Genomic DNA, 19,108 nt, shown 5'->3' with positions numbered 1-19,108 from the left:
AGAGACGATTACACACGCATCACTATACCATCTCCGTCGAGATGATCGAATATCGGTATCGCCAGTAACCGACTTGTGACATGATGTAGTTATAACACGGCCACTGTCTTCGATTCTCGTGTTACGTGTCACCGACTGTTTTCACGAACTGATCGAACGCTCCGCATTCGGCGTGAACGTGACAGTACGTGCCGAGTGTCTGGTACTCGGTCAGTCCATCGTGTGCGTCGTCGATTCCTGTTCCACGGCGAACGTCGAAGGCGAACCGCGCGTCGTTCGCCACGTCGGCCCGAGAGTAATGGAACTCGTGACCTCGGAACGTCTCTCCCACACGGGCAGTGAGCGTCTCGCGCGTCGCTTCTAGCTCGACGTAATCGAGCGCTTGATACTGATCGCACAGCGTTATTTCGGCGGGGAGCACACCCGCCATTGCGTGCGTTTCGCCGTCGACTGTCAGTGATTCTGAGAGTGCCATCAGCCCACCACATTCACCGAACACGGGGAGCCCGTCGGTTGCACGCTCACGAATCGTATCGAGCGCTGGACTCGCAGCCAGTGCTGTGGCGTGTTTCTCAGGATACCCGCCCGGAAGGTAGACACCATCACACGCAGGGAGATCGTCGCCAGCTGTTGGAGCAAAGGGAATTACCGTCGCTTGTTCGCGGAGGCACTCACGAACCGCCGGATAGACGAAACAGAACGCATCGTCACGCGCGACGGCGATGCGTGGTTCCGTTCGCTTATCGCGTGCTCCTGTAGGCGCTCTATTGTGTTCGCGTTCATCGGCGGTCGGAGAGGGCGGCGCGCGTGCAACCGACCGCAATCGGTCGGCATCGATGTGCGCTGCTGTCGCATCGAGCGCGTCCTCAGAGAGCGGTGCTTCTTGGCCCATATGAAGCCCGAGATGGCGCGAGGGGATTTCGAGATCCTCGCGGGGCGGGATCCGACCGAAGTACGCGAGTGAATCCGGGAGCGCATCGCGGATACCGCGCTCGTGACGGCCACCGTGTGTTCGCTGGGCAATAATACCAACAACATCGATAGCCCGTCCGGCGTGTTCGGCGTATCGTCGAAAGCCGAGTGCACTCGCCGCAACGCTCTCCATGCCAGCACTCGCGTCAACGACGAGTATAACGGGGACATCGAGCACTTCCGCGACGCGTGCTGTGCTTACCGTCCCGTCGTACAGACCCATCATCCCCTCGATGACGCAGCACTCGCCAGCTCCGTTCTCTTTCGCTCCTCGGTAGTAGTTCCGGCGGGTCCCCTCGACACCACAGAGCCACGGATCGAGGGTTCGTGATGGATCACCCGTCACGGCTGTGTGGTGACTCGGGTCGATGAAGTCCGGCCCAGCTTTGGCCACTCGGGTCGTTCCAAGCGCACGGCAGACCGCAAGCGTTGCAACCGTTTTCCCGACACCCGAATGCGTTCCGGCGATAACTAGCCCACGCACGAGAACCACCGTTTTGTGTGCATAGAACAACTACTCGATGCACACCCTCAAAGGATGGCCTCTCACTCGATCATACTCGATAAGCTACTTCAACCGTGGTTGATAACCGTGTTCTATGTCAACGAATGGGGCTGGAGAGCGTGATCTGCGGGTGCTTAAGAGCAAACGCGATGCCTCGCGCTATCAGATACTCGTTGCCATCGCCGACAGACAGCCCGCAGTGAGCCAACAGGAGATTGCTGATACCGTCGGTATCACTGCACAAGCTGTGAGCGAATACGTACAGGAGCTCACAGACGAAGGCTACGTTGAGACACAAGGTCGGGGACGGTATACGGTGACCAAAGAGGGCGTTGATTGGCTGATTTCCCGAACTGATGATCTCCGAGATTTCGCGCGGTTTGTCGCCGAAGAGATCATCGGTCACGTCGAGACCGAGACAGCAATCGCGACTGACGACATCGCAGCAAACGAGTCGGTCACACTCTCGATGATCGACGGGACGCTCTGTGCGACGCCGAACGGCTCGGGGAGTGTGACTGCTATCGCCATCACTGATGCGAACGAAGGGCAAGACGTTGGAGTGACGGATTTCGAAGGACTCCATGAGTATGAGATCGGTGCGGTAACGATACTCGTCGTTCCTGAGATCCGTAACGGAGGGAGTCGCTCCGTCGAGCGCGAAACGACCACCACACTCGCATCAGATCACGACTACGTTGCCGTTGCTGGCACTGAAGCCCTTGCGACTGCCCAGAGCGCCGGTATCACTCCCGATCTCCGATTTGGCACCGCGAGTGCTGTTCCCGAAGCCTCCGCAAGAGGAATCTCAGTCTTGCTACTCGTTACCGAAAACAGACTCTCTAATCACACCGAACGGCTCCGTGAAAACGGGATCGGATACGAACTCGTCGACGAACGAGGATAGCAACGAGACATCGGTAGCGCAGCCAAAGCGTGCTGTACAGACGTCGTGAGCTACACTGCTTCTGGCTGTCCGATCTCGACAGCAGGATCAACCGTCGACTCGAAGATGCGCGCATCACAGCTTTCACACGCGATGGCAACGACGGTGTGCTCTCGACAGCACGATTCGACAGTTTCCTGTGAGGGAACGACCGGCCCGTCACAGCTCGGGCACGTCTCGACGAACACCCGAAGACCGCGGATGACGGTTCCTTGTTCGGTCACATCGAGCGTTTCCCACGCGTCGATCCAGTTTGACAGTTCACGCGCAGCGGCGAGGTCCGCGATGAATGCGGCGCGTGATTCCCACTGGCCGACAGAGCGGCCGTCGATGTGCGCGGCGAACGCCTCGCCGTGGTCGACGAACTCGATTTCACCCTCTGTGTCGAGTGACTCCGCAAGCGCTTCTCGCTCTGTCTCCGTTTCGACGATCGTATCCATCCGGTCGTACCACGCTTTGCGGAACGAGGGCGTGAGACAGATATCGTCGATGTCTTCGCAGGGTTCGACGGCATCAGATTTGAGGAGGATCTGCTCGGCGTCGACTGCGGCTGTCTCGTCGGGATCCACAGCGGTCGTCTGCGTTGGGCCTTTATCGAACACTGCGAGCACTCGATCCGGAAGGTATCGCTTGGTCAGCGTTGGCGTTCCTGGGACGAGATACCCACGCAGCGCGATGCTCGCAAGCGCAATAACAGCGAACCCGATGGCTACTGGCCACATCCATACAGCGAGAACGACGCAGATGACGACCGTGATGGCGAGGTTGACGACTGTGCAGGGGATACACCGGTTATCACCGGTATACTCTGGTTGTCGTATAGTATCGAGTACTGACTGAATGCGCATAGAATAACCTTCAGTTGATGATGAATATATTTATCGGTGATGAGAATGCTAAGTAATGAAACGTGCTCAGTGTATGATTGGTATGTAAGTATACACTCTATATCATTAAAGGGCATGAAAGACCATGAAGTTTTATGAATGTCCATGATGAATGAAGTAGTGCAGCCATGATCGACGACCGTCCGACAGACGAAATCGAACCGTTGGTTCCGGTGATGCCACAGTCCCTCATTCGGCCGGATGGTGGTGTTCTCAAGAAACGGGCGACCGGGCCTGAAGTGCTTCCAGCAGACGAACGGTACAGCATCGATCCGCTCGTTCCGGATCTCTCCTAACACTCGAGTATCTCGAAGACATCCGCTCGTTGAGTCGTCGTGACACCGTATTGTGCATCTGCGACTGACGTTGGGAGTGGTGTCTCTTCGTATCGTGATGTGAGGCTCGCGCGGATGCTCTCGCGTACACACGCACGGGCGGCCGCACCGATCTCCGTCGCGCTCCCTGCGAACGGACGTTTTTCCCCAGAGTTCAGTTGATTACAGCCAACGACGACAGCATCGGTTGTCGTCCCGGGAAAGCCAGTTTCGGCAAGAAGTGTCGCTGTCTTCGCCTCGACGGCACAGGCGAGCAGCGTTGCGAGCGCACCGTCAGTGAGCGCCTCGGTCGTTGAGAGTATGATGTTCACTGTGCCAGTTTTTCGTTTTGCGTCCGTTCTCGGTGTCGCCTTGGGCGTCGGCTCCATTGGGAGAGCGGCTGGGTTCGAGATGCCAGCCGTCACGACCGCTTCGACGGGGTGACAGCGCGCCCCGCGAGCGTGTTCGAGATCGACTCCCGTGAATAGCGTCGGACCGGATGCATCGTATCCTGCTTGATCCCGTCGAGCCGTTGCGTAGGCGTCGAGATCAACGTCCTCCCATTGTTCGGGCACTGAGACGTTGTAGGCTGTAGAGGACACACAGTAGCCCCCGCGCCATCCTGTCGAGAGCCAACGTGCTCCCAAGTGGGTGTACTGGAGGACACCTTCATGTGCGGTGATCTCAGGCATTGAGGAGCACCTCCACCAGTCGGTCGTTCTCGTCCGGGAGCCGAACGGCGACCCGGATGTGCGTATCCAACCCGCGGAACGTCGTCGCATCGCGGACAGCGATGTCGCGCGAGCGCAGCGACGCAATCAGTGGTTTCGGGTCGGTCCCCACGTCGATCAGGAGAAACGGCGCACGAGAATCGGCTACCTCGAATCGAGACGCGAGCGCTCGGCGCATCCGTTTGCGCTCGCTTTGGACGCGTTCACGTGTTTCGTTCACGAATTCGGTTGCACGCAGACAGTGTGTTCCGACGGCGGCTGCCGGTGAACCGAGCTCCCACGGAGGGACCGCTGTTCGGAGGCGTTCGCGCAGTTCGCCGCTTGCAACGGCGAATCCCGCACGAAGGCCAGGGAGACCGAACATCTTCGTCAGCGAGCGTGCGACCACGACACCACGAGTTCCGGCGAGCGAAGATTGGTCGGTGAAGTCGAGAAACGCCTCGTCAACGAGGAGTGGAGTGCCAGCGTCTCTACACGTTGCCGCAAACGCGAGTAATCGGTCGCGGTCAGGGAGGTCACCCGTCGGATTGTTCGGTGTACAGATGATGGCAAGTGCGTGTTCGCTGGGATCGACAGCGAGAAGTTCGTTGTACGGCACGAACGTCGGTGTTGCTCCTTGGAGTTGCACTTCGCGTGCGTACTCTCCGAACGAAGGAACCGGGATGAGTACGGAGTCTCGGGGATTAACCGTCACCTCGATTGCGAGTCGGAGTGCAGCCATTCCGCCCGCCGTTGGAATCACCTGTTCCGGAGCGCAATCGACGTACTCGGCGGCGGCCGCGCGGTAGTCAGGAGACGTCTCATTGGGATACGATCGAGCGGTTTCGAACGCGGCGTCGTACACGCTGCGAACATCGGGGACGCGGGGATTACAGTTCGCGCTGAAGTCGTACACAGCGTCGCTGCTCCCGTGGGGGACGCGACCAACGGAGGCTGTGGCATCAGGATCCATCGTCCTCTAACAAGCGGTCGTAGACGACTGCGATCCGCTCACGAACCGCGTCGAGTTGCTGTTCTGTCTGTCCCCCAACCCGACCGGCTGCGGCCGCGAGCACACCGCCCATTGCAACGCCTTCTTTCGCCTCGCCAGCGAGGTAGCGCTCCATTGCAACGTGGCTGTCTGTGAATTCGGGATCAGTAACGGTGAGATCGAGATCGAACGCGTTGGCTGCATCAGAAAGATCTGAGACAGAATCGGCGACGAACGACGTGGTCGCAAGCGAGAGAGGAGCGTCCGAAAGCGAACGGACGAGCACACCCACCGTCAGCATCTGTGTCCCTCCGGCCAGCGTGACGCTCGTTCCAGCCTCGATCGCACCGACGGTCAGACCCGCACTTGCCGCGAGAACAGGGTCGCCCATGGTCTGCACTGCATCCAACGGATCGTCGAGCTCGCCGGGAGCCAGCCCGCTCGCCTCGAGACCCTCTCGGACAACGCGTCGTTTCAATGAAACAGGATTATCCGCGAACGAAGAGGAAACAGAAAACGAGTGCCCGAGCGCTCGTAGCACACCGAGTGCGGTCGTCGTTCCGCCGGGAATCGTCTCACCGACGAGCAATGGGCCAGGGATCGATCCACCAAGACCGCGAGCGCGTTCGAAGATTTCTGCTGCGTCTGGGACCGGAACTGGCTCACGAATGTCACCGCCACCATACACCGCAGCAGCATCCTCCGTTCTCATCTCTGCGTTCATTCTACGATCAGATTGTGTTCTGAGATCGACTGTTGGTGCGCCGGTCGGTGTTGCTAACCCGGCGTCAACCACGGTGACATCGAATCCGCAAACTTCGTGGGCGGCACGACTGATGACCGCGGGCGTCGGACAGCCAGTCGGACTGACCGGTGTCGGATGTTGGATGCCAAGCGGGGCGACAGGACGGCCGTAGACGAGAATCGCGCTGTCGGCGCTCGGTGTGTGTGAGATGAGCGCTGGCGTCGAGCCAGCGGCACTGATTCCCTCGATCTCGGCGGTCGCGGTCGTCCCAGCAACGAGAACTACTCGCATGGCAACAGTGCCTCTGCAATCTGTGCGTCTCGGGGTCGATTCACGTTCACTGCAAGTCGATCGTTCTCTCGAATCATGAGTTCGTCAGTAGCGTCCGCAACGACATTCAGTCCGCTCGGTGCGAGTGTTCGTCCTTCGTGTTCGAATACGGTGTCAGCGCTCACGCCCAGCTTGCGCTTTCGCTCGACCGGGACACAGACAGTGAGTGATCCATCATACGCTGTTGTGCGGTCGAGAACAGCGCTGACTGTCTGTCCGTCGAGGAGCGGGAGATCGGCCGCGACAGTCAGTACGGGAGGTTCGACGCGAGAAAGCGCGCTGTTGAGATCTGGGACGTAGCCATCGCCGGGCGTCTCGATCGTCGTGCATTCGAGTGCTTCTCGCGCTCTGATAGCAGTTTCAGGTGTATGCGGAGAGACGACGGCGTAGACGGACTCACAGGCATCGAGTGCATCGATTACGCGATCGATCATCGGCCGCCCACCGACTGAGAACAGCGGCTTTTCAGCGCACTGTAGCCGCGTTCCTCGCCCGCCACACATCACGAGAGCGTCCACGCGATCACCCCCGCGTGAAGCGCGAGTACGCGCCCAAGTTCGTTCGCGCCTCCGAAGACGTCACCACTGACACCACCGAGTGACCGACGAGCCACGAGGAGTACAGTAAGACCGGTACACACACCAATGAGAACGGCTGTAAGGGCAGCTGGAGATCGGCCCGTCAGCACGACTGCGGGCAGTGTCGCAACCGATGGAGCGACCAACTGTCGTGGACGTCGGCCAGTGAATGCTGATCCGAGTCCTTCGTGGGTCGCAGTGCCGAGACAGGCAATAGCGGCCATACCGAGCTTCGTACCGACTTCTGCCGCGACGACGATGCCAACAGCGATCAGTGACGGAAGCGCCGCGAGCGCCAGCCCGGCGAGGACCAGTCCGGCGAGAACAGTTCCGAGCGCGAGGACCGCACCGACACCGACTGTCGTGTCTTTCATGACCGCTCGTCGTTGCTCACTGTCGCCGTGGACGGCTGCTGCATCCCCGAGGTCAGCGAGACCGTCGGCGTGGTTGACGCCCGTCACGACAACGATAGCAACTACAAAGAAAAATGCGGTCACTGCGGGAACGACCGAGAGACTGACCGGGAGGGCGATGAGAACGCCGATTGGGTAGGCGGCAAGTGGAAACGCGGCAGGTGTCTGTCGGAACGCATCCCACGCCGTTTCGTCGTGACCAATCGGCAATTGAGTGAGAAAGCCGAGGGCGCCGCGAAGCGCAGTCAGATCCACTGCCCCACCCCCTGTAAAAGAACGAAAAGCAGAACAAGAGCCGCACAGACGAACACGAACGCCAAGACGCTCGCGAGGCTGATGAGGTGGACTCCTCGCTCTGCGGTTGCGACCGTGGGGAGCGATTTCTCCGGATTGAGCGTGTAGACGCCGGGCTTTGTCAGTTGACAGTCGGTGGCGACAGCGAGTGTTCCCATCGGCCAGCCGGCGTTCGGTGATGGCACCGAGTCGAGCCACGCCGTCTGTACGGACAGCGCGGTGAGGGAGCCAGCAGCGAGCGCTATCAACAGAGCACTCACACGGGCCGGAAACCACATTACGGCGTCATCGAGCCGGGCGCTTGCTGTTCCAACTCGCTTATGTTCGTATCCGAGCATCGAGTCGAGCGTGTTCACAGCCTTTACCCACGCTGCACCCGCGGTCCCGAGCGAGAGCGACACTGGGACGAGCAGCGCGAACGCGAACAATGGGGCAACGAGTCCGTCAGAGAGATTTTCGGCGGCGCTCTCGACAGCAGCACTTCGAACCTCGCCCGAAGAGAGCGACGACGCTTCACGCCCGGCAAGCGCGCGGAGTCGACCGCGCGCCGTCGCAAGATCCGTCTCCGTCAGCACAACCACCTCGCTTGCGGTGTCGAGCAACATCCGACGACTCGTAACCACGAACAGGACGACGCCGGCAGTGATGGCGCCCGCAATCGGATGAACTGTGAAAGCTGTGGTAACAATGAGACCGGTGAGGACGGCTGCCATAAGCGGTAGACAGCCCGCGATAAGAACGCCAGAAAGCAGTGGCCACCGCCACTCCCGATCGAACAGCACAATCAGTTGTCCAAACCACGCGACTGGATGGGCTTTCAACGGCGGCTCTCCGAGGAGGCTGTCGAGCATGAACGCCAGCACGAGCGCAAGCACAGCGGTGCTCCCTGCTTCCGAAGTCAGGACGCTCATCGTTCCGCTAACTGGTCAGGAATCGCTGTCAACGGAACGTCGTTCACGTCGACGAACGTTCCACCAACTGCTTCGATACCACCATCTGTCGCCGGGTCATCCCCGACGTGCGTGAGATCGCTCACGCGCGTTCCGAGCTGTGATGCTGTTGATTCAAACACGCGGGAATTGGGCTTTCGCCACCCACAAGCGACGCTCGTAACGATAGCATCGAACAAATTTCGATTTACATCTGATCGGACGAGCGCTTGGACAGCGAGTCCCTGAACGCTACAGTTCGAACAGAGGCCGACGGGTCCGTAACGCGCAGCCGATTCAACCGCCTCTCGCGCCCCAGAACGCGTTTTCACGTTTGGGACGAACGCCGACGCGACTGCACGGCGGGTGACGTTCCTCTCTGATTCGATTCCACGACTCCGGAGTGCCTGTTTGACGTGTGTCGGGAGAGCGATCTCCGCGCCCGATGGTGCATCGACATGCGACTCCCGATAAGCGATCGGCCAGTCATCGGGAACGGGGACATCACGGGACGATAGCTCCGCAGCCACGGCACCAGCAGGATCGGAGGGCATACTCACCTGAACGAGTGTCCCGAAGAGATCGAACGATACAACCACTCTCTCGTGATTAGTCCAAGCCAACTTGAATATCTCGATCGTGGCTATCTCATCTCCTCAGTGGATTTGTCCCAACTGTTTCCGTTCCCCGCAGGCGCTGTCTCGAATATATGTTGATCAGAGCACACTAATACAACGCTAAGTGATTATTGTCTGATTGTACCAGCAAGCAATATTGGTAAGGGATGTGTAATAAATATTATTCCTTTCGAAAACCGTTTCTTTAGTGGCACAATTACCCAAACATGGCAGAGGATGAGGCGCTTTTCAACTCACTACTCAACCGCGGGTCGTCGTGGGGAGAGATTCGGTGGGGGCTCGACGACCTGAATCGATTGTCACCCGCCGATTTCGAGCTGGTGATCGGAGCCCTGATAACAGCCGAAGGATACGAAGTCGAATACGCTGGTCCCACCGTCGAAGGCGGAATCGACCTTGTCGCGCGCAAGTCTGGTTTGATCCGGACAAAAACGACAGTCATCTCTGTGACGCCACCCGGCGGGACGGTCACATCGGCAACGATCAATCAGGTTGAGCACGCTCGAACAATAAACGGAGCAGGACACGCCATCCTCGCTCGGCCCGCACCGTTTGAAACCGACGTACGTGCTTTGGCAACGGATATCGGCACAGTCGAACTACTCGCAGGGGGGAATCTACTCGAACGTCTGACCGTAGCAGGAGTCTCGTCCCCACAACTGTGATACATAGGCTTTTACCGCCCGTTGACGATACATAACTATGACACGAGAAAAGCTAGTGACAGCGAGTGAAGCGCTTGAGCAGGCTGCAACGACCGCCGCTGACGAGCATCGCCAGCGCATCGAAAAGCAATCCAAAGATCTCATGCAGCTCGCAGAACGAGACCTTGATCCCGATCACGGTCGACTGGACCGCCACATGAACATCCTGCGGGAGCTTCACGACGCGACTGACAATCCAGATATCGAACGCGCATTCGAACACGTTCGAGAGTACCGGACCGGTGTGAGTGGTGTCTGACCGCAATTACTCAGAATTCGAGTCAAGAAAGATTTGATCGGTACTAACCTGAATAACCTTATTTCCTATCGATTCCAAACGGGTCTCTTCGAGGTGAGGGCGTCGTCACTCCACATTCTGTAGCATCGGAAGTGAGCTTGACATCATACCGATCAGACCGAGGTAGAATACAAAATAATCTGCATTTCGTTTGAGTTCAGTGTCTGATCAGTGCTCGGAGTAGAACTGTCCGTGAAACCCGTTCGGAATTGGGTGCTCAACTGTCGCTCGGGCACGCTCTTTGAAGGACTCGGCATCGAGGACGAGCAGGAATGATCGATCGTCGACGCTATCGAGCACGACCGAAAGAATGACTCCCTGATCCTCGCGGGTGGCGTCTGGGGCGGAGACAAACACCGGTTCACCTGGGTGAGTACTGGGCTCGTGCCACGTCTTGGTCGACCCGTTTATGTCGACTTTGACCAGCCGATCGAGAAATTCATCAGGAGCATCTCTATTGATTCCAACGCCGTAGACGTAGCGATGTTCGTTGGTGTTACACTCTTTATAATTAATCCGTGGGAGTTCAATGATTCCGTCGTACAGCGTGTCGCTTGTTACGGTGCCGTCATCGATTGATAGCCGATATCGAGAGAGTTCTCCCCCTGGAAGCGCTGCATCCGGAGTGGCGAAGTTATCGAGGTAGAAGTCATCGATGATAGACGCATCAGGATAGGTGACGATGTCAATGACGACTGTATTATCCTGCTCGTAGGCGTTGACGTGATGGAATGCGAAGAAGGCGTCCGTTCGGGGACGAGCGACGACATCTCCCGTTTCACGGTCGAGTACGGTGAATCTGGTCCCACGTTCTGGCTTCCACTGGTAGTTCTCGACGAACGGTCGATTGCCAAAGCGTAATCGCAACGGGTTCACGACGAATGGAAATTCGGCCAAGATCACGTACTGGTCAGTCAGCCCGAAGCTGTGCATGTATGCAGGCTCATCAACGGTAGCCGATCCGATAGCTTCACGAGCGCCATCGACGAGCCGGTACGCTGTGTATCTGCTCTGTCGGTCGAATTGTGTGACGTAGTTCACCGTCTCCCCTCGCTCGAAGTCGTGGTGCGGGTGTGCTGTCGTGAGCTGTCCGTCGAGATCGTCCGGATAGTCGTATACACCGAGTGACTCCAGCGTCTCTGGGTCGAACTCGACAGGAAGCGGGGTTTCGGTCATGGCGACGAACCGATCCGCGTGACGGGCGATGTTTACGTTCGCGTTATCAGTTTGAGCACGCGATGAGAACAGGGTAAACACCCGTTCGAAGATATCCCGACACGGATCAGTAGCGAACTCACCAAAGCGCAACTCACCCTCGTCACGAGCGTGTTCGTACGCTCTGCTTTCGAGGAACTTGTTTGTGTATCCAACACGACCGTCTTGGAACGAAAACCGATGCAGCATGGCGAATCCATCGAACCAATGTTGGAGGCGTCGTTCACCGACTTCAAACTTCGCTGGGCCATTCCGAAGGAGTGTTCCCTCTAGCCACTCCGGAAGGTGACCCTCAACAGAGAGATCATCCACGTCAATTTCCGACGCTAATGACTGAAATCCGGGTGGCCTATCCTTTCCAGACTGTGAAGGTTCCAAATTTCCCATACTAAGTGAGTACATACTCAGTTACGATAATTCTTCCTCCGAGTCGTGAATCACAATGATCACGCTTTCATGTGATCAAACGCTGATCAGTGAGAGCGGTTCCCAGCAATAATTTCTGTCTGGATATACGAAAACAGCCGATCGCGCACCTGCTCACCAACATCGTGCAGTCCGAGCGCCATGACGGCCCCAGCCGTCCCGTCGGTAGTCATAAGGATGTACGCGGCAGTGGCTGTCGAATCGACTGATCGAAACACACCAGCATCGATGCCACGGTCGATGATGGTAGCGAGCGTCTCAATTTCCGCGCGCTCGAAATCAGTGAGGAGCGCACGGAACCGCTCGTTGTGGGGAGCATGAGAGAGTAGTTCCATCATGGCAACGTTGATCCCACGGTCGAGTTCGTCATCAGCGTCGCCGAGAAGAACCTCACATGCGATAGTGAGTTCATCGATGGGATCCTCCGCATCAAGATTGGTCAGACGCCCAGTCGAGCGATCGATAGCCCATTCCAAGAACGCAACCACAAGATCGTCCTTTGTATCGTAGTGATAGAAGAGTGCTGCCTCGCTTTTCTCCGATTCGGCTGCGACCTTCTTTGTCGTCAAGCCCGCGTAGCCGTGGTTTGCGAGGGCGTGCAGGACAGCACGAGCAATCTCATCCCGGACTGCAACCGGAACGTCATCGGTCATGTAGGTGAGTATTTACTCAGTCGTCTTATATCCGTTCACATAGTCTAATTGTAGATACGTATTGGAGCCACTGAAGGGATATTCGAGAAATATTGTACTTATTTACTAACTTCTCGACAGGCTACAGATATCTCGAGCGTACCGCCTGTCGTCAGCTAACGCGTGAATGCGCTTACAGTGGATGGAATGTCGCCAGTCCAATAGTCTATTGCTCGCTCTGCTCTGTCTCCTGCGCAGTTTCTTTGAGAAGCTTCGCAAACTCGTCGTTTGGTGTGTCGATGACGACTCGGCTGGTCCGCTGTGCAGTTATCGCGTCTTCAAGGAACTGTTCAGCGAATCGGTTGAGCGAATCGTATGCGGTATCAGCGTCCTCTCTGATTTTATTCTGCACCTGAATCACATCCCTATCTTCAATATTATTAGTTATAATCTCTAAATCATTAAATAAATGAACAAGTTTACGGCGGATGCTCGAACGGATCGCTCGTTCGTTTGCAGAATTTGGCTCGATATGGGCACCGTCGCGGAGATATTTACGTTCTCGCTGACTGAGCAGTGCCGTCGCCTCGCGTCGACCTCGCTTGTTCGTGTTTTCGTCGGTCATTGATATCCAGTTCGCTCGGGTTGACCACCACCGATGAGATAACCAACACCGAGCGACGTGCTTCGGTCAATTAACATAGCTACTCTTTGCATGAGCGAATCACATATCATGATATCTCAGTGTTTGGAGAGGTCATAATAAGCTTTCTGGCTCGAATACATCGTATTAAAATACGTTAATGACTCTTTGAGAGAGACGTCGGTGGAAAATAGTGAACGATGGTAATAACCCATCGTTTGACAATTCGATATGCGATAATCCGCCAAACGAGTTCTTTTTCTCCAGCAGTCAGCTCATCGTACGCTGGAACTGGTAAATCATTAGAACACGAACGAAGCACCAGAACACTTTTTATTTATTCTGATAAACTTTACGCTAATATGCCCTCAACAGAATCAGACGCCGGAACGTTAGCGTCATCACTTCACCGCAGCATCTTAGGTTTCGGGCTTGCTGTACTCGGAATACTTGGTGTCGGGTTAGCAAGGCAACTCCTGACAGGAGAGTACTTGGTTGGTGTTGCTGGCGTCGGTATCGCGCTTGGTGCGGGATATTGGATTCTGTCTCTCTTTCTGGAAGGCCTTCATGAGCGATGAGTGGTAGTTCATTCGATCGTTACGTCGTTACACGCTTGTTCGGTCCAATGTAGATGTTATATCAGCATTTGCATCTCAACGACAGTACTGATGAGGAGCTGATGTCACGCAAAGCAGCCGAAGAGCAATCGTTTTATGGACGTATTCCTACGTTTGGGTATGCAACGACGAGCAGCGGCGGCGTATTTCCTGCTCTTTCTCGTACTGAGTATTGGTGCGTACGCAATCGATACGATGGCCAACGTTCCCGCAGCGCGTTCGAAAGGACTCGTTGCCGTGACGGTCATGAGCGCAGTGGCAGGAGTACTACTCATTGGACTGTCGTACCTCCCCGTACGCGGATAGCACGAACAACACCGATTTTCGATCATCACCCGCCTCGGGACGGGTGAATATTTCTTCTCAACTACTGTGAGAAATCACTAAGCACGATGAATGATTGCTGTGAAAAAATTCGAGGACGGGCTGGGAGGGACTTGAACCCCCGACCGTCTGGTTAAAAGCCAGACGCTCTGCCGGACTGAGCTACCAGCCCTCAACTTCTCGTTCTTGCGCCCTGCGCTAAACCGTTACGGAATGATCCGGGGATGCCATCGACAAACACGACATAATATTCACAACTATAACTGGCTGAAATACTGTTGTTCGAGGAATAGAGACGTACTGGCGGCAATATCTCGCTATTCCTGAAATGTTTGTTTGAGTGAATTTGTGATGACCGTTTGTGGATCAGTGCCTTCGAGTGCTGCTGTGCGGCGGAGTTCGAGATACGTTTCCGGTGGGAGCGTCAGCGTAATCTGTCCGAGTTCGATGTCCTGCTCTTTGAGCGCGCGTTCGACCGACTGCCCGTTATTCACATCGCTTGCGATTGACCGGACCTGTCGAACGGTGAGGTCGTGATCGAGCACTGCCCAGGCGAGTTGGTATCTTGCTTCACCGTGGACGCGTGCGATGTGCTTCGCTGCTGTCGGCGCAATCCTCCCAGTGGCAACGTACTTGCGTACAGATCGAGGAAGATCGTGGACGCGCGCCCATTTTCGGATGAACGAGATCGTCGTTTCTCCTCCAGCCCGCTCAGCCGCTTTTTTGTACGATCCTTCCCCACGAACCAACGCAGCGCACGCAGCGGCTCCCCGAAGCATGTAGATGTTATCTTCGGCCCCGGCAGTGTTCTGTGAGAATGCACGCACCGTTTTGGCGGCATCAGCCAGTCGTTCTGGATCTGACGGGTCGAATTGAACTGCTTCGGGAGCACGGTCACCCGTCAAGTCCGGATTACCTCGAATAACCGGATGACCAATCGGTGACTCGCGGTCAGCAGGAGGATCATCACTCATCAGCCGTGTGAACGAGTGCAGTCAGGAAAAGTGTCTCGGGGAACGAGAGGGACTCACTCGTCCCGCTGTTCGGAGAGGTGTTCCCAAATCTCCGCACAGCCACAGCCATCATCGAGGCCATCGAGATGCGACGTGTCGGTGTCGTTCGACTCCACCTCACCCGCACCAATGCGACACGCGTCGTTCGGATCGGCGCGCTGTTCGACATCTGTTTTGTGCGTCGTGTTACTCATCACTGTCCCCCTCGTAGATTTCCGGCGCAACATCCGCTGAGACGTGCTGGCGCACACCACTCACGGACGGTTCCATCTTTGACATCGAACAGTTGTACGGCACAACTGAGTATAAGCCCGTGTTCGGCTGTAATGCTGGCCCGTACTATCGTCTCTGGGGACTGCCTTGCCGGTATCTGTGTCGCCTCGTCTTAGAAGAGTCCCATCCCGTCACTCGGTTTCCGTGTGTCAACCCGTCATCAAATATGGTGACGAGCGGTAACCGCTGCCCAGATCGTCGTGGTTAGTAGCCACCAGCCCACTAGTGGGATCGTGACGACGTCGGTTCATCAACTTGACGACGGTGCGTGGATCAGTGTTAACGATACACGAGTCATGCCAGTAAGCAACCTGTGGCGCCTGAGAGACCACGATTTCTGTCGGTGTGATCTCGCTGACGTTCTTGCAGAAGGATTCGTCGAGGTCGGTGTCGATGTCTCGAACGTCGAGGCACGTATTGCAGGACAGTGTATTATCTGTGGTGCCAGCGGTGTCACTGGCTGGCTTCGAATGGGGGCTGTCGATCCAGAAACCGACGAGTTCAGGGCAGTCGTACCGAACAGCGTTCATCAACCGTGTCTCCCCAGCAGATAGCGGTGATATTCCCCGGATAGTCGTTGATACGTGCAGTCTTGTCGAAATACGTGGGAATTTAGGCAGGGAACTCCACGTCCTGTATATGCCGAGTAAAGTCGAGGGATGGAAAGATGAGGTCTACGGCGGCGAGATACGCGAACATCTCGAACGATTCGCCGAGGAGGGATGGGAATCAATTCCCGAGGACGAACACGACGCGTGGTTCGAGCGGTTCAAATGGTGGGGGCTGTACCACCAGCGAAACGGTCAAGAAGGCAACTTCATGATGCGTATCGGCGTGCCTGGTGGTCGTCTGTCACCCGAGCAACTGCGCGTTATCGGAGAGGTCGCAGACGAATACGCACGTGGTCCAGCCAGCAACCCCGAATTCGGAGATGTGTGGTGTGATTTCACTACCCGTCAGTCGGTTCAGCTCCATTGGATACAGATCGAGGACGTGCCGGATATCTTCGAAAAGCTCGAAGATCACGGACTATCGACCATTCAAGCGTGTGGTGACTCGTGGCGAAACATTGTCGGCAGTCCCATCGCTGGTCGTGATGCCGACGAGCACATTGACGTTTGGCCGCTCATCGAAGGGCTCAACGACGAGTTCAAAAGCAACGAAGCCTACTCGAATCTGCCACGAAAGTGGAAGGTATCGGTGACTGGTGACACCCGTGGTGCTGGACAGGGTGATATCAACGACCTTGCGTTTGAGCCAGCGGTGAAAGAGATCGACGGCTGGGAGGTCAACGGCTTCAATGTTCTCGTCGGCGGTGGATTGGCCCGGAAAGAGGCTCGCATTGCCCGCGATATCGACGTGTTCTGTACACCAGAAACCCTCTTTGATGTCTCAGCAGGTATTTCGGCGCTGTTCCGCGATCACGGCGACCGCGATAACCGGTTCAACGCCCGAATCAAGTTCCTCATGGACGAATGGGGACCGGAGAAGTTCCGTCGTGTCTTACAAGAAGAGTACATCGACGAGGAACTCCCGACAGCAGGCGAAGACCTCCGTGATCAGTACGACTACAACGCGGGTCGCTCGGACGCCTCCGGTGACTACATCGGTGTCCAAGAGCAAAACGATGGGAAATACTTCGTAGGACTGAGCGTCCTTGTCGGTCGAATGGATGCATCAGAAGTCATCGAACTCGCAGACGTCGCAGAGCAGTACGGGTCTGAGCTGATCGGACTCACCCAACGCCAGAACGTCATCGTCGCCGACATCGACGAAGATGATCTCGAAGATTTCCTCGACGAGCCACTACTCGAAGAGTACAGCCCTGATCCACACACGTTCATGCAGGGTTCGATCGCCTGTACGGGAACGGAGTTCTGTTCGCTCTCGATCGTTGAAACGAAAAATCGCATGGTGCGATACGGTCGCTGGCTTCGAGACAACGTTACCGTTCCTGACGGCGTCGAAAACTTCCACATCCACCTTTCAGGGTGCACAGCCTCGTGCGCACAGCCACAGATCGCCGATATCAGTCTTCGAGGGATGAAAACTCGCAAAGACGGGGAGCCGGTCGAGGCGTTCGACATCGGTCTCGGTGGCGGACTCGGAGAGAATCCCCAGTTCGCAGAGTGGGCAGAGATGCGGGTCGCTGCCGATGAAGTGCCGGGGTACATCAAAAACCTGTTAGCAACGTACGAGGAGCAACGAGAGAACGAAAGCTTCCGAGAGTTCATCGCAGCACGCGATGAAGAAGAGCTACAGGAACTCGCAGAGCCAGAAGAGACGAGCTACGAGGATCCGTTCATGCACAACACGAAGATGACGTGGTACCCATACGCCGAAGACGACGCGATGGAACACGCGCCCGCTCCGGCTGACGACTGAGACCAAACGACGGTAGCAGTAACCGGACAGAGAGTGTGCGCAAAAAGGCATCCGCACGATCTTGACGCCGTGAGTCGGTAGCCGGACACCCGGCGGAGGACTCGCGTTTGAGCGCAGGGACAGGATAAGATCGTGTTTGGAAGGCCGCACACTTTACCATTCTCTCGATTCTTATTTTGAGTATGGCAGATCGCATCATGACGGTCAACGCATACACGACACTCGACTTGCTAGACGGCCGTGCGCAAGCCCACGAGTTCGAGGAACAAGCACTTGCGACACTCAACGTGAGCGCACCTCGACAGAGCCCAGAACACGTCACGCTCCAGCTCGAGCTCGACAACACAGATCTCGATCATCTCCCCCCACACGCTGACTCGGTGACGATGACGGCCGAACAAGCCCGGACGCTCGCTGGAGAACTCATCGAATATGCTGAACGAGTTGAAACAACAGAAGAGTAGCTGATTCTCGAATCCGACCGATTCCAGATTCGTCCGAGGGATCGAAGCGTCCAAAATCAACATCCACAGCAATTTTGCGGTGGAATTTGAGTCAAAGAAGCCAAATGATTATTGTACTCGGTAGCGAAGCCCTACGTCTAGCAGCAACCAGTAGGGATGGTTCTCGAATCGTATTCACGACTCGTCTGTGGGACTTATGATCACAATCATCGATATTACCGTGCCTGCCGAGCACTTTCCGCTGACGTCTGTACTCAAGACGTATCCGACAGTAGAGATTGAGCTTGAACGGCTGATTCCACTCAGAGATGCAATCATTCCCTATTTCTGGGTGACCGGTGGTGAGAACGCTGCTATCAAGGCGACACTCCAATCGGATCCACTTATCGAAGAGATCAGCATCCTCACCGAGACTGGCCAACGCACTCTGTATGAGATCCACTGGACAAATGAGATCAATGGTCTGATCCAGCCACTCATCGAAACAAAGGCTGCGTTTCTCCAAGCCGCCAGCTCTGATGGATCGTGGGAGGTACGACTGCAGTTCCCCTCTCACGATCACTTGATCGATTTTCAGAGACAGGTCCATCGAAACGGTGTCGAGTTCACGTTGAATCGTCTTTACAATCCCTCAGTTCCGACTGAACACGGCCCACTCTCCTCTGAGCAACAGGACGCACTGCTCACAGCGTACGAGCGGGGGTACTACAGCATTCCACGAGAAATATCCCAACAGGAGCTTGGGGCCCTCATCGGGATCAGCGGTAGTTCACTCTCACAGCGACTGCGACGGGGGACAGCTCGACTGATCGAAGAGGCACTGTTTCCAAGCTCTCCGAAAAAATAACGATCAGACGGGAAC

Annotated in this window: 24 protein-coding genes and 1 tRNA gene; 10 read left to right on the top strand and 15 right to left on the bottom strand. The window is 56.3% G+C overall.

Annotated features, from left to right (window positions below; genetic code table 11):
• Window positions 1-121 precede the first annotated feature (121 nt).
• Window positions 122-1,456 carry a cobyrinic acid a,c-diamide synthase gene (locus MW898_RS18335; protein WP_248909538.1) on the bottom strand — a complete coding sequence of 445 codons (1,335 nt, stop codon included), beginning with the start codon at window positions 1,454-1,456 and terminating at the stop codon, window positions 122-124.
• A 115-nt stretch (window positions 1,457-1,571) separates the two neighbouring features.
• Between MW898_RS18335 and MW898_RS18330 the strand changes: the two genes are divergently transcribed.
• The gene (locus MW898_RS18330) at window positions 1,572-2,384 is read left to right on the top strand and encodes a DUF7839 domain-containing protein (protein WP_248909536.1); all 813 of its coding nucleotides are present in this window, start codon (window positions 1,572-1,574) and stop codon (window positions 2,382-2,384) included.
• Window positions 2,385-2,434: 50 nt separating this feature from the next.
• Here MW898_RS18330 and MW898_RS18325 read toward each other — a convergent pair whose 3' ends face one another.
• Entirely contained in the window at window positions 2,435-3,271 is an 837-nt protein-coding gene (locus MW898_RS18325; RefSeq protein WP_248909533.1) for a DUF8054 domain-containing protein, read from the bottom strand.
• 167 nt (window positions 3,272-3,438) lie between these two features.
• Here MW898_RS18325 and MW898_RS18320 point away from each other — a divergent pair, with 167 nt between their 5' ends.
• The gene (locus MW898_RS18320; RefSeq protein ID WP_248909531.1) at window positions 3,439-3,606 is read left to right on the top strand and encodes a hypothetical protein; all 168 of its coding nucleotides are present in this window, start codon (window positions 3,439-3,441) and stop codon (window positions 3,604-3,606) included.
• Here the strand turns inward: MW898_RS18320 and MW898_RS18315 are convergent.
• The 7 genes from MW898_RS18315 to MW898_RS18285 are packed head-to-tail and all read right to left on the bottom strand — an operon-like array spanning window position 3,603 to window position 9,213.
• On the bottom strand, window positions 3,603-4,316 hold the full coding sequence (locus tag MW898_RS18315; RefSeq protein ID WP_248909529.1) for an adenosylcobinamide amidohydrolase: 714 nt from the start codon (window positions 4,314-4,316) through the stop codon (window positions 3,603-3,605). The genes MW898_RS18320 and MW898_RS18315 overlap by 4 nt on opposite strands.
• A complete protein-coding gene (gene cobD, locus MW898_RS18310; protein ID WP_248909527.1) occupies window positions 4,309-5,307 on the bottom strand; it encodes a threonine-phosphate decarboxylase CobD in 999 nt (332 codons plus the stop codon). Before cobD ends, MW898_RS18315 begins: the two co-directional genes overlap by 8 nt.
• Window positions 5,297-6,361, bottom strand: a complete 1,065-nt coding sequence (locus MW898_RS18305) for a nicotinate-nucleotide--dimethylbenzimidazole phosphoribosyltransferase (RefSeq protein ID WP_248909524.1) — start codon at window positions 6,359-6,361, stop codon at window positions 5,297-5,299. Before MW898_RS18305 ends, cobD begins: the two co-directional genes overlap by 11 nt.
• A complete protein-coding gene (locus MW898_RS18300; RefSeq protein ID WP_248909812.1) occupies window positions 6,352-6,903 on the bottom strand; it encodes an NTP transferase domain-containing protein in 552 nt (183 codons plus the stop codon). The genes MW898_RS18305 and MW898_RS18300 overlap by 10 nt, the downstream gene beginning before the upstream one ends.
• Window positions 6,903-7,646 carry an adenosylcobinamide-GDP ribazoletransferase gene (gene cobS, locus MW898_RS18295; protein WP_248909523.1) on the bottom strand — a complete coding sequence of 248 codons (744 nt, stop codon included), beginning with the start codon at window positions 7,644-7,646 and terminating at the stop codon, window positions 6,903-6,905. Before cobS ends, MW898_RS18300 begins: the two co-directional genes overlap by 1 nt.
• Window positions 7,637-8,596: an adenosylcobinamide-phosphate synthase CbiB gene (cbiB, locus tag MW898_RS18290; RefSeq protein ID WP_248909521.1), complete on the bottom strand. Its 960-nt coding sequence runs from the start codon at window positions 8,594-8,596 to the stop codon at window positions 7,637-7,639. Before cbiB ends, cobS begins: the two co-directional genes overlap by 10 nt.
• The gene (locus MW898_RS18285) at window positions 8,593-9,213 is read right to left on the bottom strand and encodes an HAD family hydrolase (RefSeq protein ID WP_248909519.1); all 621 of its coding nucleotides are present in this window, start codon (window positions 9,211-9,213) and stop codon (window positions 8,593-8,595) included. Before MW898_RS18285 ends, cbiB begins: the two co-directional genes overlap by 4 nt.
• A 245-nt stretch (window positions 9,214-9,458) precedes the next feature.
• Between MW898_RS18285 and MW898_RS18280 the strand changes: the two genes are divergently transcribed.
• Together MW898_RS18280 and MW898_RS18275 are read left to right on the top strand one after the other, a co-directional pair.
• A complete protein-coding gene (locus MW898_RS18280; RefSeq protein ID WP_248909517.1) occupies window positions 9,459-9,917 on the top strand; it encodes a restriction endonuclease in 459 nt (152 codons plus the stop codon).
• Window positions 9,918-9,954: 37 nt separating this feature from the next.
• Window positions 9,955-10,215 (top strand): DUF7553 family protein, encoded by a 261-nt coding sequence (locus MW898_RS18275; RefSeq protein ID WP_248909514.1) that lies wholly within the window; start codon window positions 9,955-9,957, stop codon window positions 10,213-10,215.
• Window positions 10,216-10,422: 207 nt separating this feature from the next.
• Here MW898_RS18275 and MW898_RS18270 read toward each other — a convergent pair whose 3' ends face one another.
• The 3 genes from MW898_RS18270 to MW898_RS18260 all read right to left on the bottom strand — a co-directional run bounded on the left by MW898_RS18270 (window position 10,423) and on the right by MW898_RS18260 (window position 13,152).
• Window positions 10,423-11,856, bottom strand: a complete 1,434-nt coding sequence (locus tag MW898_RS18270) for a carotenoid oxygenase family protein (protein ID WP_248909512.1) — start codon at window positions 11,854-11,856, stop codon at window positions 10,423-10,425.
• A gap of 86 nt (window positions 11,857-11,942) precedes the next feature.
• Window positions 11,943-12,548, bottom strand: coding sequence for a TetR/AcrR family transcriptional regulator (locus MW898_RS18265; protein WP_248909510.1), 606 nt, complete (start codon window positions 12,546-12,548; stop codon window positions 11,943-11,945).
• Window positions 12,549-12,753: 205 nt separating this feature from the next.
• Window positions 12,754-13,152 carry a hypothetical protein gene (locus MW898_RS18260; RefSeq protein WP_248909507.1) on the bottom strand — a complete coding sequence of 133 codons (399 nt, stop codon included), beginning with the start codon at window positions 13,150-13,152 and terminating at the stop codon, window positions 12,754-12,756.
• A gap of 380 nt (window positions 13,153-13,532) precedes the next feature.
• Here MW898_RS18260 and MW898_RS18255 point away from each other — a divergent pair, with 380 nt between their 5' ends.
• Together MW898_RS18255 and MW898_RS18250 are read left to right on the top strand one after the other, a co-directional pair.
• Window positions 13,533-13,748: a hypothetical protein gene (locus tag MW898_RS18255; RefSeq protein ID WP_248909506.1), complete on the top strand. Its 216-nt coding sequence runs from the start codon at window positions 13,533-13,535 to the stop codon at window positions 13,746-13,748.
• Window positions 13,749-13,907: 159 nt separating this feature from the next.
• Window positions 13,908-14,093 (top strand): DUF8231 family protein, encoded by a 186-nt coding sequence (locus MW898_RS18250; protein WP_248909504.1) that lies wholly within the window; start codon window positions 13,908-13,910, stop codon window positions 14,091-14,093.
• A 116-nt stretch (window positions 14,094-14,209) separates the two neighbouring features.
• Here the strand turns inward: MW898_RS18250 and MW898_RS18245 are convergent.
• The 3 genes from MW898_RS18245 to MW898_RS18235 form a co-directional block, all read right to left on the bottom strand.
• Window positions 14,210-14,283, bottom strand: a tRNA-Lys gene (locus tag MW898_RS18245).
• A 145-nt stretch (window positions 14,284-14,428) separates the two neighbouring features.
• Window positions 14,429-15,085: a DUF7119 family protein gene (locus MW898_RS18240; RefSeq protein WP_248909501.1), complete on the bottom strand. Its 657-nt coding sequence runs from the start codon at window positions 15,083-15,085 to the stop codon at window positions 14,429-14,431.
• 53 nt (window positions 15,086-15,138) lie between these two features.
• Window positions 15,139-15,318 (bottom strand): DUF8595 family protein, encoded by a 180-nt coding sequence (locus MW898_RS18235; protein ID WP_248909818.1) that lies wholly within the window; start codon window positions 15,316-15,318, stop codon window positions 15,139-15,141.
• A gap of 312 nt (window positions 15,319-15,630) precedes the next feature.
• Between MW898_RS18235 and MW898_RS18230 the strand changes: the two genes are divergently transcribed.
• From MW898_RS18230 to MW898_RS18215, 4 genes are all read left to right on the top strand, one after another.
• Window positions 15,631-15,951: a DUF8134 family protein gene (locus tag MW898_RS18230; protein ID WP_248909811.1), complete on the top strand. Its 321-nt coding sequence runs from the start codon at window positions 15,631-15,633 to the stop codon at window positions 15,949-15,951.
• Window positions 15,952-16,036: 85 nt separating this feature from the next.
• Window positions 16,037-17,782 (top strand): nitrite/sulfite reductase, encoded by a 1,746-nt coding sequence (locus MW898_RS18225; protein WP_248909499.1) that lies wholly within the window; start codon window positions 16,037-16,039, stop codon window positions 17,780-17,782.
• 182 nt (window positions 17,783-17,964) lie between these two features.
• Complete coding sequence (locus tag MW898_RS18220; RefSeq protein ID WP_248909498.1) at window positions 17,965-18,246, top strand: DUF6360 family protein; 282 nt, start codon at window positions 17,965-17,967, stop codon at window positions 18,244-18,246.
• A 196-nt stretch (window positions 18,247-18,442) separates the two neighbouring features.
• Window positions 18,443-19,093: a helix-turn-helix domain-containing protein gene (locus MW898_RS18215; protein WP_248909495.1), complete on the top strand. Its 651-nt coding sequence runs from the start codon at window positions 18,443-18,445 to the stop codon at window positions 19,091-19,093.
• Window positions 19,094-19,108: the final 15 nt, after the last annotated feature.

The organism is Halocatena marina, from assembly GCF_023276375.1.
GTDB classification, from domain to species: domain Archaea; phylum Halobacteriota; class Halobacteria; order Halobacteriales; family Haloarculaceae; genus Halocatena; species Halocatena marina.
Note: the sequence above shows the minus strand (reverse complement) of the source record. Positions and strands in the feature narration are given on the sequence as shown.

Excerpts from the sequence above, each read along its gene's own strand:
- MW898_RS18330 (WP_248909536.1), top strand. The coding sequence starts at position 1,572 with ATGTCAACGAATGGGGCTGGAGAGCGTGATCTGCGGGTGCTTAAGAGC.
- MW898_RS18325 (WP_248909533.1), bottom strand. The coding sequence starts at position 3,271 with ATGCGCATTCAGTCAGTACTCGATACTATACGACAACCAGAGTATACC.
- MW898_RS18320 (WP_248909531.1), top strand. The coding sequence starts at position 3,439 with ATGATCGACGACCGTCCGACAGACGAAATCGAACCGTTGGTTCCGGTG.
- MW898_RS18315 (WP_248909529.1), bottom strand. The coding sequence starts at position 4,316 with ATGCCTGAGATCACCGCACATGAAGGTGTCCTCCAGTACACCCACTTG.
- cobD (WP_248909527.1), bottom strand. The coding sequence starts at position 5,307 with ATGGATCCTGATGCCACAGCCTCCGTTGGTCGCGTCCCCCACGGGAGC.
- MW898_RS18305 (WP_248909524.1), bottom strand. The coding sequence starts at position 6,361 with ATGCGAGTAGTTCTCGTTGCTGGGACGACCGCGACCGCCGAGATCGAG.
- MW898_RS18300 (WP_248909812.1), bottom strand. The coding sequence starts at position 6,903 with ATGTGTGGCGGGCGAGGAACGCGGCTACAGTGCGCTGAAAAGCCGCTG.
- cbiB (WP_248909521.1), bottom strand. The coding sequence starts at position 8,596 with ATGAGCGTCCTGACTTCGGAAGCAGGGAGCACCGCTGTGCTTGCGCTC.
- MW898_RS18280 (WP_248909517.1), top strand. The coding sequence starts at position 9,459 with ATGGCAGAGGATGAGGCGCTTTTCAACTCACTACTCAACCGCGGGTCG.
- MW898_RS18275 (WP_248909514.1), top strand. The coding sequence starts at position 9,955 with ATGACACGAGAAAAGCTAGTGACAGCGAGTGAAGCGCTTGAGCAGGCT.
- MW898_RS18270 (WP_248909512.1), bottom strand. The coding sequence starts at position 11,856 with ATGGGAAATTTGGAACCTTCACAGTCTGGAAAGGATAGGCCACCCGGA.
- MW898_RS18265 (WP_248909510.1), bottom strand. The coding sequence starts at position 12,548 with ATGACCGATGACGTTCCGGTTGCAGTCCGGGATGAGATTGCTCGTGCT.
- MW898_RS18260 (WP_248909507.1), bottom strand. The coding sequence starts at position 13,152 with ATGACCGACGAAAACACGAACAAGCGAGGTCGACGCGAGGCGACGGCA.
- MW898_RS18255 (WP_248909506.1), top strand. The coding sequence starts at position 13,533 with ATGCCCTCAACAGAATCAGACGCCGGAACGTTAGCGTCATCACTTCAC.
- MW898_RS18250 (WP_248909504.1), top strand. The coding sequence starts at position 13,908 with ATGCAACGACGAGCAGCGGCGGCGTATTTCCTGCTCTTTCTCGTACTG.
- MW898_RS18240 (WP_248909501.1), bottom strand. The coding sequence starts at position 15,085 with ATGAGTGATGATCCTCCTGCTGACCGCGAGTCACCGATTGGTCATCCG.
- MW898_RS18235 (WP_248909818.1), bottom strand. The coding sequence starts at position 15,318 with ATGAGTAACACGACGCACAAAACAGATGTCGAACAGCGCGCCGATCCG.
- MW898_RS18225 (WP_248909499.1), top strand. The coding sequence starts at position 16,037 with ATGCCGAGTAAAGTCGAGGGATGGAAAGATGAGGTCTACGGCGGCGAG.
- MW898_RS18220 (WP_248909498.1), top strand. The coding sequence starts at position 17,965 with ATGGCAGATCGCATCATGACGGTCAACGCATACACGACACTCGACTTG.
- MW898_RS18215 (WP_248909495.1), top strand. The coding sequence starts at position 18,443 with ATGATCACAATCATCGATATTACCGTGCCTGCCGAGCACTTTCCGCTG.